The organism is Pseudomonas asplenii, assembly GCF_001293465.1.
GTDB classification, from domain to species: domain Bacteria; phylum Pseudomonadota; class Gammaproteobacteria; order Pseudomonadales; family Pseudomonadaceae; genus Aquipseudomonas; species Aquipseudomonas fuscovaginae_B.
In genome coordinates this window covers 323463-333960 of sequence record NZ_JSYZ01000009.1, presented here as the reverse complement: position 1 = coordinate 333960, position 10498 = coordinate 323463, and the positions used below count along the sequence as shown (strand labels likewise).

12 protein-coding genes are annotated in these 10498 nt (G+C 64.8%); 5 read left to right on the top strand and 7 right to left on the bottom strand.

Annotated elements, in window-relative coordinates:
• Positions 1-126 precede the first annotated feature (126 nt).
• On the top strand, positions 127-387 hold the full coding sequence (locus tag PF66_RS13310; RefSeq protein ID WP_054061476.1) for a DUF1652 domain-containing protein: 261 nt from the start codon (positions 127-129) through the stop codon (positions 385-387).
• Between the two features lie 22 nt (positions 388-409).
• Here PF66_RS13310 and PF66_RS13305 read toward each other — a convergent pair whose 3' ends face one another.
• The 3 genes from PF66_RS13305 to PF66_RS13295 form a co-directional block, all read right to left on the bottom strand.
• Positions 410-790, bottom strand: coding sequence for a hypothetical protein (locus PF66_RS13305; protein ID WP_054062953.1), 381 nt, complete (start codon positions 788-790; stop codon positions 410-412).
• A 65-nt stretch (positions 791-855) separates the two neighbouring features.
• Positions 856-1197, bottom strand: coding sequence for a hypothetical protein (locus PF66_RS13300; protein ID WP_054061474.1), 342 nt, complete (start codon positions 1195-1197; stop codon positions 856-858).
• Between the two features lie 88 nt (positions 1198-1285).
• Positions 1286-1585, bottom strand: a complete 300-nt coding sequence (locus PF66_RS13295) for a DUF6388 family protein (protein ID WP_054061473.1) — start codon at positions 1583-1585, stop codon at positions 1286-1288.
• A 256-nt stretch (positions 1586-1841) separates the two neighbouring features.
• On the opposite strand from PF66_RS13295, the gene PF66_RS13290 reads away from it, so the two are divergent.
• Entirely contained in the window at positions 1842-2546 is a 705-nt protein-coding gene (locus PF66_RS13290; protein WP_054061472.1) for an HAD-IA family hydrolase, read from the top strand.
• 84 nt (positions 2547-2630) lie between these two features.
• Here the strand turns inward: PF66_RS13290 and PF66_RS13285 are convergent, their stop codons facing one another.
• Complete coding sequence (locus tag PF66_RS13285) at positions 2631-3824, bottom strand: MFS transporter (protein ID WP_054062952.1); 1194 nt, start codon at positions 3822-3824, stop codon at positions 2631-2633.
• Between the two features lie 105 nt (positions 3825-3929).
• On the opposite strand from PF66_RS13285, the gene PF66_RS13280 reads away from it, so the two are divergent.
• Positions 3930-4841 (top strand): LysR family transcriptional regulator, encoded by a 912-nt coding sequence (locus PF66_RS13280; RefSeq protein ID WP_054062951.1) that lies wholly within the window; start codon positions 3930-3932, stop codon positions 4839-4841.
• Here the strand turns inward: PF66_RS13280 and PF66_RS13275 are convergent.
• Positions 4831-5577, bottom strand: coding sequence for a 3-oxoacyl-ACP reductase family protein (locus tag PF66_RS13275; RefSeq protein WP_054062950.1), 747 nt, complete (start codon positions 5575-5577; stop codon positions 4831-4833). The genes PF66_RS13280 and PF66_RS13275 overlap by 11 nt on opposite strands.
• A gap of 139 nt (positions 5578-5716) precedes the next feature.
• On the opposite strand from PF66_RS13275, the gene PF66_RS13270 reads away from it, so the two are divergent.
• Entirely contained in the window at positions 5717-6649 is a 933-nt protein-coding gene (locus tag PF66_RS13270) for a LysR family transcriptional regulator (RefSeq protein ID WP_054063124.1), read from the top strand.
• Positions 6650-6679: 30 nt separating this feature from the next.
• Here PF66_RS13270 and PF66_RS13265 read toward each other — a convergent pair whose 3' ends face one another.
• Complete coding sequence (locus PF66_RS13265) at positions 6680-7408, bottom strand: aspartate/glutamate racemase family protein (protein WP_054061240.1); 729 nt, start codon at positions 7406-7408, stop codon at positions 6680-6682.
• 53 nt (positions 7409-7461) lie between these two features.
• Positions 7462-8976, bottom strand: a complete 1515-nt coding sequence (locus PF66_RS13260) for an NCS1 family nucleobase:cation symporter-1 (RefSeq protein WP_054062949.1) — start codon at positions 8974-8976, stop codon at positions 7462-7464.
• Positions 8977-9446: 470 nt separating this feature from the next.
• Between PF66_RS13260 and PF66_RS13255 the strand changes: the two genes are divergently transcribed.
• Complete coding sequence (locus PF66_RS13255; RefSeq protein ID WP_054062948.1) at positions 9447-10475, top strand: Ldh family oxidoreductase; 1029 nt, start codon at positions 9447-9449, stop codon at positions 10473-10475.
• The last annotated feature ends 23 nt before the right edge of the window (positions 10476-10498 follow it).

Sequence of the window (10498 nt, the reverse complement as noted above, 5' to 3'; positions counted from 1 at the left end):
AATGAGCATTCCGAGCCGGTTTTTAACGCCGCATAACCAAGTTTCAAGCGATTTCATACATAGCCTAGGCTCACAGACGGGCAATGAATGCCCGTGTGTCTTGTCACTTCAAAAGGATGTATAGACGTGATTTCCATTCTTGAACTGCGCAACATCATCGAGCTCGGCTTCCTGCCCCTGCGCTGCCAGTGCACAGTGGCGCCTGATTCATCGCTGACGGTAAAGGTCTTCGACGAACCGACCGGTAGAGTGGACCTGCTGGTGACGGGGATTTCCAGCAACACCCTGACCAGCGCCAGGGCCATCGCCAACCTGGTGGCCGAGTTGCGCGCGGAGTTGCAGAGCAACCAGGCGTCTTCGGCGCGTACTTCGCGGGTGGCCGGCTAGCAGCCACCCTTTCCTCTGCGGATCAGGCCGCCTTGTGCAAGGCCTCGATCAGTTCCTGCTTACTCATCCTGTAGCGTCCGACGATGTGTCGGGCGCGGGCTTCCTGCAACAGGCTGGCCTTGCTCTGGGTCTGCAGTGAAGCCTGGCTGTCGCGGGGATGGCCCTGACGACTGGCCGCCGCGCGTTTCGCCGAGTCCGAGCGGGCCCTGGCCTTGGCCGTATCGGATTTGTTGCGACCCGAGCCGCCGGCCCGCTCGCCACCGCCCGACTGCTTGTTGACGGTGGCCCAGGCGCGCGCCTCGGCCTGTGCTTGCGGCAGGCCTCTTTCTTCATAGCTGGATTCGATACGAGCCGCCTGGCGCTTTTGCGCGGCGGTGTATTTGGCTTTGCTGGCTCGTGGCATTTTCTGACTCCTTGACGTGAGTGGACGCAAGGGCACCGACGGAGCGCGACGGCGCCGTCGAGGATCTACGGGGTACCGGAACCGCCGGTTCCGCTGGACCCCATTCCCTTGTTGCCGGAGCCCGGGACGTGGCCGTCGCCGATGGGGCCATTGCCATCGGTGTTCATGCCGCCCTGGCGCCCGGTGTCGTTGCCCTGGTTGCGCGGGTCGATACCGTTGCCGGGGGGCAGGGCGCCGTTCTTGATCACGCTGCCATTGTCGGGGTTGATACCGCCGGGCAGTTGGGGCGGCTTGGGTTCCTGTACCGGGTTGGTCGGCCCGGTCGTGGATGGCGCGGCGAAACTCGCCAGGGATACCGATGACAACAGACCGGTCAACAGCAGCGTCGCAAGTCTTGATGAAATCATGGTCAGTCTCCTCGTTCGAGAGTCCTTACCTGATCTTGGGCCTTGCGTGGCGGCTGTTGGTGCCGGTGAATCGACGAATGGCGGGGGTTCAGTCTTCGCAAATATCGTTGAACGAGCAGTATTCGTCCCAGTCCATGCCCAGTGCCTCGGCCACTTCACGGTGCACTTCCAGGCGCATGGCCTGCAGTTCCTGCGGGTTTTCGGCGATCAGTTGCAGCGTCAGTTCCCAGGGTTCGATGCCCTGGTTTTGCGCTTCGTCCTCGAAGGCCCACTGAAATTGCTGCTGCTGTTCGGTCGGGCTCAGGCCCTGGGTCTCTTCGCGCAGATGCGGGTTGGCGTCGAGGAACTTGGCGAGGGCGACCTCGCTGCGGGATTCTTTGGGGATCATGCTGGCGTCTCTGTGCGATACGATGGCCACGGGCCTGGAAAACTGCGGACATGATAGTGCGCCACAGGGAAAATGACTGCTCAAATTTGCGCGTCTGCGTGCTCGTTGCATGGGGGGGCAATAACGCTTTTTTCGCGGATGGACATCACCGCGTCATTCAACGATGGAAACAATCACCCGGCTCTGCGACGCTTGCACTTCCCTGGCCGCACCTGAGCCGCCCTGAATTCAACTTCCTGTATACGGATCGGATGCGATGACTGCTGCTGATTTTGCTTCCCCGGGCCCGATAAAGGCCGTGATTTTCGACATGGACGGTTTGCTGCTCGACACCGAGGGTATCTACTCGGAGGTTACGCAGATCATCGTCGGTCGTTATGGCCGTCGCTTCGACTGGAGTCACAAGCAGAACATCATCGGTCGCGGCGCTGGCGACCTGGCTCGTTATGTGGTGGAGGCCATGGACCTGCCGATCAGCCCCGAGGAGTTTCTTGCGGTGCGTGAGCCGCTGATGCGCGAACGCTTCCCCCTGGCCGGGTCGATGGCCGGTGCCGAGGCGCTGGTGCGCCATCTGTCGGCGCACAACATTCCGATTGCGGTGGGGACCAGTTCCTCGCGGGGCTCGTTCGAGCTCAAGACCACCCGGCATCGCGAGTGGTTCGCCCTGTTCGACACCATTGTCACGGCCGATGACCCGCAGGTGGGCCAGGCCAAGCCGGCGCCGGATATCTTCCTGCTGGCCGCCAGCCGCCTCGGCGTGGCGGCCGAGGACTGCCTGGTGTTCGAGGATTCGCCATTCGGGGTGACGGCGGCGAAGGCGGCCGGGATGTACGCGGTGGCGGTACCTGACCCGGCGATGGCGGTGGAGAAGTATCACCATGCGGACCGGGTGGTGACTTCGCTCAAGCACTTTGCCCTGGAGCCGATGGGGTTGCCGGCGATCGACTGGGCCAGTGCCTGACTGGGGCGTTTTCCGCCGCGAAGAAGGTGACGCGTCTTTATCGGCAAGACCTCGTTATCGTTCTTCGCCGCGGCCGCGTCCGGATCAGGCCGACACCGTCGCCCCGATCCGCCGCTGCACCCAGGCCCAGATCCCCAGCGCCAGCGCCGAGATCAGCCCGCCGGCGACGACGATCCCGTTCCAGCCATAGGGTCCCCACAGCTGCGCCCCCAGCAGCGAGCCCAGTGCGCCGCCGACGAAGTAGCAGGTGATGTAGCCGGCATTCAGGCGGTTGCGCGCCGCCGGGCGCACCTTGAAGACCGCGTTCTGATTGCTCACGTGCACCAGTTGCACGGCGAAGTCGAGTACCAGCACCCCGACCAGCAGCGCCACCAGCGAGTGCCCGGCGAACCCCAGCGGCAGCCAGGACAGCAACAGCGCCAGCAGGCCGATAGTGGTGGCGAATTCGCCCTTGCCGCGGTCGGCCATGCGCCCGCCGAGGTTGGCGGCCATGGCGCCGACGGCACCGGCCAGGCCGAACAGGCCGATCACGCCATCTGAATAGCCGTAGGGAGGATTCGCCAGCAGGAACGCCAACGGCGTCCAGAACAGCGCGAACAGGCAGAAGCTCAGCAGACCCAGGACCGCCCGCAGACGCAGCACTGGTTCCTCGACGAACAGCCGGAACACCGAGCCGAGCAGGGCCGGATAGCTCAGCCCGGCATTCTGCCGGTGGTGCGGCAAGGCCCGGGACAAGGCGAGGGCGCAGACGAACATCAGCCCGGCAGCCAGCAGATAGATGGCGCGCCAGTCGCCGAACGATGACAGCGCTCCGGCCGCCGTGCGCGCCAGCAGGATACCCAGCAGCAGGCCGCTCATCAGTGTGCCGACGACTCGTCCACGTTGCTCCGGTGGCGTCAGGCTGGCGGCCATCGGCACCAGCACCTGGGCCACCACCGAGAACAGCCCGGTCAGAGCGGTGCCCAGCAGCAGCCAGGGCAGGCCCGGTGCGAAGGCGCTGATCAGCAGGCCGATGGCGCTGATCAGGGTCATCACCACGATCAGCCGGCGCTGCTCGAACAGATCGCCCAGCGGCACCAGCAGCAACAGGCCGGCACCGTAGCTCAACTGGGCGGTGATGACGATGGTCCCGGCGGTGGCCATGCTCAGGCCCAGTTGCTGGGCGATGGTGTGCAGCAGTGGCTGGGCGTAATAGTTACTGGCCACGGCCAGGCCGGTTGCGGTGGCCATCAGCAGGATCAGGGCAGTACTCAAGGGTTTGTTCGGTGTGTCGGACATTGCCTGTCTCGTTGTGTGATCTGGGTGTGCGGAGTATTCGGAATGTCTTAGCATGACGCCAATGCATTGTTTTCATTTTATCCATCTGCAAACGAGATACAGGCGATGAACCTGAAGCAGATCGAATACGCCCTGGCAGTGGCGGACGAGGGCAGCTTTACCCGGGCGGCGGAGCGTTGCCATATCGTCCAGTCGGCGCTCAGCCATCAGATCGCCCGGCTGGAGGAACACCTGGGCACGCCGCTGTTCGAGCGCAGTTCGCGCAAGGTCCGGCTGACCGCCGCTGGCGAGGCCTTCGTGCGCAGCGCCCGACCGGCGCTGGAGGCGACCCGGCGGATTGTCGCCGAGGTGGCGGCGGTGTCGGGGGAGGTGCGCGGCAGCCTGTCCATCGGCAAGATCTCGTCGCTGACCGAGGTCGATCTGGTGGAATTGCTGGCGCGGTTTCACGGGCTTTACCCACAGGTGGATATTCACCTGAACATGAGCAAGAGCGAACTGCTCATGGCGGATGTCCGCGAGCGTCGGTTGGACCTGGCCTTCGTCGGCCTGTGGCCGGGGGAGAAGATCGAGGGGCTGGCGATGCGCCTGCTGGCCGAGGAGGAACTGGTGGCGGTGGTGCCGCCCGGCCATCCACTGGCCAGCTACGAGTGCCTGCCGTTGGCGAAACTGGAGGACCAGCCGCTGGTGGACTTCCAGGCCGGCACCGCCGGGCGTCGGCAGACCGACGAGGCCTTTGCCGCGGCCGGGTTGCGGCACCGGGTGCAGTTCGAGGCGGGTAACGTGATGCTGGTGGGCGAGTTCGTCCGGCGTGGATTGGCACTGGGCCTGGTGCCGAGCCGGATTGCCGAGGGCTTCAGTGGCGTGGTGACGGTGCCGGTGTACGACGCACCGTCACGGCACCTATACGCGGTCTGGTCCCATCGGCCGACGCCGGCGGCGGCGGCGTTTCTGGTGTTGCTGGAGCAGGCGCTGGGCCGCCGGGAACACCCCGGCAGCCCCGTGCAGGTCACGCGCTGAAGCCACCGTCGATGGTCAGGCTGGCGCCGGTGATATAGCCCGCCTGCGGCCCCGCCAGGTAGGTGACGAAGCTGGCGATCTCATCGACGTTGCCATAGCGACCGCTGGCCATCAGTGCCAGCAGGCTGTCGGCGAAGTCGCCGTTGGCCGGGTTCATGTCGGTGTCCACCGGCCCTGGCTGCACGTTGTTCACGGTGATGCCACGGGGGCCGAGGTCGCGGGCCAGGCCCTTGGTCAGCCCCACCAGTGCCGATTTGCTCATCGCATAGGTGGCGCCACCGGCAAACGGCATGCGTTCGGCGTTGGTGCTGCCGATGTTGATGACTCGGCCGCCGTCGCCCATGTGCCGTGCGGCTTCCTGGGTGGCGACGAAGACGCTGCGCACGTTGATGGCCAGGGTTCGGTCGAAATCCTCCAGGCTGAATGCTTCCAGCGGTCCCATCGCCAGCACGCCGGCATTGTTGACTAGGATATCCAGGCGACCGAAGGCCTCGACGGTGTTCGTGACCGCCTGGCGCACCGCGTCGGCGTCGGCACTGTCGGCGTGGATCGCCAGGGCCTTGCCGCCGCTGGCGATGACGCTGTCGCGCAGTTCCTCGGCCTTGGCCGCGGAGCTCACGTAGGTGAAGGCCACGGCGGCGCCCTGGGCCGCCAGGTGCCTGACGATGGCCGCGCCGATGCCACGGGAACCGCCCTGGACCAGGGCCACTTTACCGCTCAGGTGTTGTTCGCTCATTTCGTTCTCCAAGGTTCAAGGCCGGTAGGGGAAGGTGGGGATGGCCTTGTCGTTGGAGGCAAGTATTGACCGTGGATTGATGACCCGGTAGACGGTAATTGCTACAGTCTGTGTAAACCATAAGTTTATAATGGTGATCATGGAAAGCCTCGGCAGTATCGAATGTTTTGTCCGTAGCGCCGAAGTCGGCAGCTTTGCCGAGGCGGCGCGGCGCCTGGGTCTGACGCCGGCCGCGGTGGGCAAGAGTGTCGCCAAGCTCGAGGCCCGTCTCGGCGTGCGGCTGTTCCAGCGCAGCACCCGCCGGTTGACCCTGACCGAAGCCGGGCAGTTGTTCCTCGCCGAGGTCGGCACCAGCCTGCACAGCATCCAGAACGCCGTGGCCAACCTGGCCAGCGCCAAGGGCCGTCCGGCGGGAACCCTCAAGGTCAGCATGGGCACGGTGTTCGGGCGTTTGTACATCGTGCCGCTGCTCGGCGAGTTCCTGCAGCGCTTCCCGGAGATCCGCCCGGACTGGCATTTCGATAACCGCCAGGTCGACCTGATCGGCCAGGGTTTCGATGCGGCGATTGGCGGGGGGTTCGAACTGCCCCTGGGGGTAGTGGCACGCAAGCTGACGGTGGCTCATCGGGTGCTGGTGGCTTCTGCGGATTACCTGGCGGGGCAGGCACCGGTGCGGGTGCCGGACGATCTGCGCCGTTGCACGGGGATCCTGATCCGTTCACCGCAGACCGGTCGCGTGCGTTCCTGGCAACTGACCGGCCGTGATGGCGAGCAGCAGCCGCTGAGCCTGCCGGCGTGCATGACCATGAGCGATTCGGAGGCGGCCTGCGCGGTGGCGGCCCAGGGCCTCGGCGTGGCCCTGGTGAGCATGCCGTTCGCCGTGCCCTGGCTACGGGCCGGAACCCTGCACCGGGTATTGCCCGACTGGTACGTGGACGATGGCCATATCTCGATCTATTACGCCGAGCACCGGTTGCTGCCGGGCAAGACCCGGGCCTTCGTCGACTTCATCATCGAGTGTTTTGCCGAGCAGCGGTTGGCGCTGCAGTTCGATGCGCGCCCATCGTCCTGACGATACCCATCCCCCTCGGAGGCTAAGCTGTCAACGACGCAGATGCCCGGGCCAGCCGATGATCTGCTTCGGCCGCGGCTTGGCGTAGGTGCGCACCTTGGAGGTCGACAGTCCCAGGCGCACCAGCGATTCGGCAAGGGTTACCGCGGCGGTCACGCCGTCCACCACCGGGACGCCGGTGCGCTGGCGGATCTGTTCATCGAGGCCGGCCATGCCGCCGCAACCCAGGCAGATCACTTCGGCCTTGTCATCCTGCACGGCCCGCTCGGCCTGCCGGACGATGGCATCCACCGCCCGTTGCGGGTCTTCCTCGAGTTCCAGCACCGCCAGGCCACTGGCCCGCACCGAGGCACAACGCTGATAGAGCCCGGCCAGCTTCAAGCGGTCCTCGATCAACGGCACGGTACGATCGAGGGTGGTGACCACCGAGTAGGCATGGCCGAGAAACATCGCCGTGCTGGCGCCGGCTTCGGTGATATCCACTACCGGCACGTCGAGCAGCTCCTGCAGGCCTTCGCGGCCGTGCTCGCCGTAGCCGGCCTGGATCACCGCGTCATAGGGCTGGTCGTAGGCCAGCACCCGGTCCATGACGGCGATGGCGGCCAGATAGCTTTCGAAATTGCCCTCCACCGAGTCGGCGCCGAAGTAGGGCGTCAGACCGACGATTTCGGTTCCCGGCGCGGCGACGGCCTGGGCCTGGCGGGCAATGGCCTCGGTGATCGAGGCGGTGGTGTTGACGTTGACGATCAGAATCCGCATGGGGCAATCCTTGTTCGGCAGGGGAGAGGCCCGCCTGAGGCGGGCCGGTATGTTCAGTGGCTGGGGTTGTCGACGGCGATCGCGGCGCCGCTGACCTCGGTGTAATGGATGTCGCGCCTGGCAATGAGCAGGTAGAGCAGCCCGGCGATACCGGCACCGAACATCCAGGAGAACGGCGAGACACTGTCGAACCCTGGGACCAGGGCCAGCACGATGGCGATCAGCGCGGCCGGAATGAATGCCGCCAGCGCCCGCAGGTTGATGCCATGGCTGTAGTGGTAGGGGCCGGCCGGGTCTTCGCTGTACAGCGCCGGTACGTCGACACGGCCTTTGCGCAGCAACCAGTAGTCGACCATGATCACCCCGTACAGCGGGCCCAGCAGGGCGCCCAGCCCGGACAGGAAGTAAACGATCACCAGCGGGCTGTTGTAGAGGTTCCACGGCAGGATCAGCACGGCGATCGCGGCGCTGATCAGCCCGGCGCGGCGGAAGGTCAGCAGGCGCGGTGCCAGGTTGCTGAGGACGAACGCCGGGGCGACGAAGTTGGCCATGATGTTCACCGCCACGGTGACGATCAGGAACGCCAGGCAGCCGAGCACCAGGAAGAAGGTGTTGGGGATCGAGGCAATGATGTCGGTGGGGCTCTGGATCACTTTGCCGTTGATCTGGAATTGGGCGCCGCAGAGCAGCACGGTAATGGCGGCGAACATCAGGATGTTCACCGGCAGGCCCCAGAAGTTGCCGACCAGGATGGTTCGGCGGCTTGGCGAGGAGCGGGCGAAATCGCAGAAGTTGAGGATCAGCGTGCCGTAGATCGACAGCCACAGGGCCGCGCCGGCAAAGATGTTGCGCCACATCTCGGTGCCGCTCAGCGGCTCGCGGATCGACCAGGCGATGGTCGCGCCGGCCTGGCTGTACATCCACAGGGCCAGGGCGGCCATGGTGAACAGGATCACCGGCCCGGCAAAACCTTCGTAGCGGCGGACCGTTTCCATGCCGTAGGCCAGGATCACCAACTGCACGAACCAGATGATCACGAAGCAGGCCCAGCCAAGCGTGGACAGGCCGAGAATCGAATTGTGGTCATAGTCGGCAAAGCCCGGGTGGATGGCGCTCAGCAGCACCCGGAAGACGACGGAGGCCAGGTAGGTCTGGATACCGAACCAGGCAATCGCAATCACCGCGCGAATCAGCGCCGGCAATTGCGCGCCATGGATGCCGAAGCTGATCCGGCTGATCACCGGGAAGGGCACGCCGGTCTTCTGGCCCATGAAGCCGGAGAGGTTCATGAAGAAATACACCAGTGCCGCGCCGATACCCAGCGACAGCAGGATCTGCCAGCCGCCCAGGCCCATCGCATAGAGGCCGATGGCGAAGGAGTAGTTGGCGATGTTGTGCACATCGTTGGTCCACAGGGCGAAGATGCTGTAGCCGCCCCAGCGCCGGCCTTCGACCCGGGTCGGCGCCAGATCCGGGTTGTGCAGGCGCGGACTGAGGGCGGTGGTGTTGGGGTCGAGCGATGAGACGGGAAGATCCAGTGCGGCGTGTGACGAGAGACTGGTAGGCATTCCGGCTGGCTCCTGGCTCCGGGCTGAGGTCCCGCAGGGTGGCGGGGCGGCGCTCGGCGAGCTTTTTGTATGTAGGTTTAGGTTAAGTTGTATACAAGTTCGCTGTCGAGCTAAGCCAGTTTTGTGCCAGTTTCCGATCTATAAAATTTCCCGCTAATTTCTTTTTCTTCTTTTTGTTTACTAACTACATGAAATTAAAGAACTATAAGTTGACCGATCGAACAGCTATTTTGCTTTGTGCAGATATTCGGAGTGATGCGTTATCGCCGTGATCGAATGAGGGTCTGTCACTTTATGGTGCGCAGGGATTTACTGTGCACAGTGATGTGACACTTATGGTTACAGGAGTGTGTACAGTTATTTTCTCGCCATTTGACAGCCTCCCGCTGGTCGTTCGATAGTGCCGACGCCTGCCCTGGTACCGCTTTCTCTCGTTCTTCCAATAAAACCAATCGGAATCGGAGTCTCGGATGTCTGCACCACGCGATACGGCTACTCAACACATTTCCTACGCTGATCTGGTTGTGCTTTTGCAGCAGGTTTTCGAGCGCCACGGCACCTCGCCGGAGGTGGCGCGGGTGCTGGCCGGGAACTGCGCCAGCGCCGAGCGCGATGGTGCCCACAGTCACGGCGTGTTTCGCATGCCGGGTTACGTTTCGACGCTGGCCAGTGGCTGGGTCGATGGCCACGCGGTGCCGGTGGTCGAGGACGTGGCGCCGGGCTTCGTGCGTGTCGATGCCGCCAACGGATTTGCCCAGCCGGCCCTGGCCGCGGCCCGCGAACTGTTGCTGGAGAAGGTCCGCAGCGCCGGGATCGCGGTGCTGGCCATTCGTAATTCCCACCACTTCGCGGCGCTCTGGCCGGATGTCGAGCCGTTCGCCTATGAAGGCCTGGTGGCGCTGAGCGTGGTCAATTCGATGACCTGCGTGGTGCCCCATGGCGCCGAACGGCCATTGTTCGGCACCAACCCGATCGCCTTTGCCGCCCCCCGGGCCGGCGCCGACCCGATTGTGTTCGACCTGGCCACCAGCGCCATGGCCCATGGCGACGTGCAGATCGCCGCACGCCAGGGAGAGCAGCTGCCGGCCGGCGTTGGCGTGGATCGTGAGGGACGACCGACCTGCGATCCCAAGGCGATCCTGGACGGCGGGGCGCTACTGCCGTTCGGTGGGCACAAGGGCTCGGCGTTGTCGATGATGGTCGAGCTGCTGGCGGCGGCCCTGACCGGCGGGAATTTTTCCTTCGAGTTCGACTGGTCCCGGCACCCGGGCGCCAAGACGCCCTGGACCGGGCAACTGATCATCGTCATCGATCCCGCCCGCTCGGCCGGAAGGGATTTCGCCGAGCGCAGCCAGACACTGGTCAGCCAGATGCATGGCGTGGGTCTGCAGCGCCTGCCCGGTGACCGGCGGCACCAGCAACGGGCCACCTCGCTGGCGCATGGCATAGAACTGTCGGTGGAGGCGGCGCGGCAGTTGCGCGAGCTGGCCGGGTACTAGGCCAGCTCGACAGTGAGTGGGGC

Excerpts from the sequence above, each read along its gene's own strand:
- PF66_RS13305 (WP_054062953.1), bottom strand. The coding sequence starts at position 790 with ATGCCACGAGCCAGCAAAGCCAAATACACCGCCGCGCAAAAGCGCCAG.
- PF66_RS13285 (WP_054062952.1), bottom strand. The coding sequence starts at position 3,824 with ATGTCCGACACACCGAACAAACCCTTGAGTACTGCCCTGATCCTGCTG.
- PF66_RS13280 (WP_054062951.1), top strand. The coding sequence starts at position 3,930 with ATGAACCTGAAGCAGATCGAATACGCCCTGGCAGTGGCGGACGAGGGC.
- PF66_RS13295 (WP_054061473.1), bottom strand. The coding sequence starts at position 1,585 with ATGATCCCCAAAGAATCCCGCAGCGAGGTCGCCCTCGCCAAGTTCCTC.
- PF66_RS13260 (WP_054062949.1), bottom strand. The coding sequence starts at position 8,976 with ATGCCTACCAGTCTCTCGTCACACGCCGCACTGGATCTTCCCGTCTCA.
- PF66_RS13290 (WP_054061472.1), top strand. The coding sequence starts at position 1,842 with ATGACTGCTGCTGATTTTGCTTCCCCGGGCCCGATAAAGGCCGTGATT.
- PF66_RS13270 (WP_054063124.1), top strand. The coding sequence starts at position 5,717 with ATGGAAAGCCTCGGCAGTATCGAATGTTTTGTCCGTAGCGCCGAAGTC.
- PF66_RS13255 (WP_054062948.1), top strand. The coding sequence starts at position 9,447 with ATGTCTGCACCACGCGATACGGCTACTCAACACATTTCCTACGCTGAT.
- PF66_RS13275 (WP_054062950.1), bottom strand. The coding sequence starts at position 5,577 with ATGAGCGAACAACACCTGAGCGGTAAAGTGGCCCTGGTCCAGGGCGGT.
- PF66_RS13300 (WP_054061474.1), bottom strand. The coding sequence starts at position 1,197 with ATGATTTCATCAAGACTTGCGACGCTGCTGTTGACCGGTCTGTTGTCA.
- PF66_RS13265 (WP_054061240.1), bottom strand. The coding sequence starts at position 7,408 with ATGCGGATTCTGATCGTCAACGTCAACACCACCGCCTCGATCACCGAG.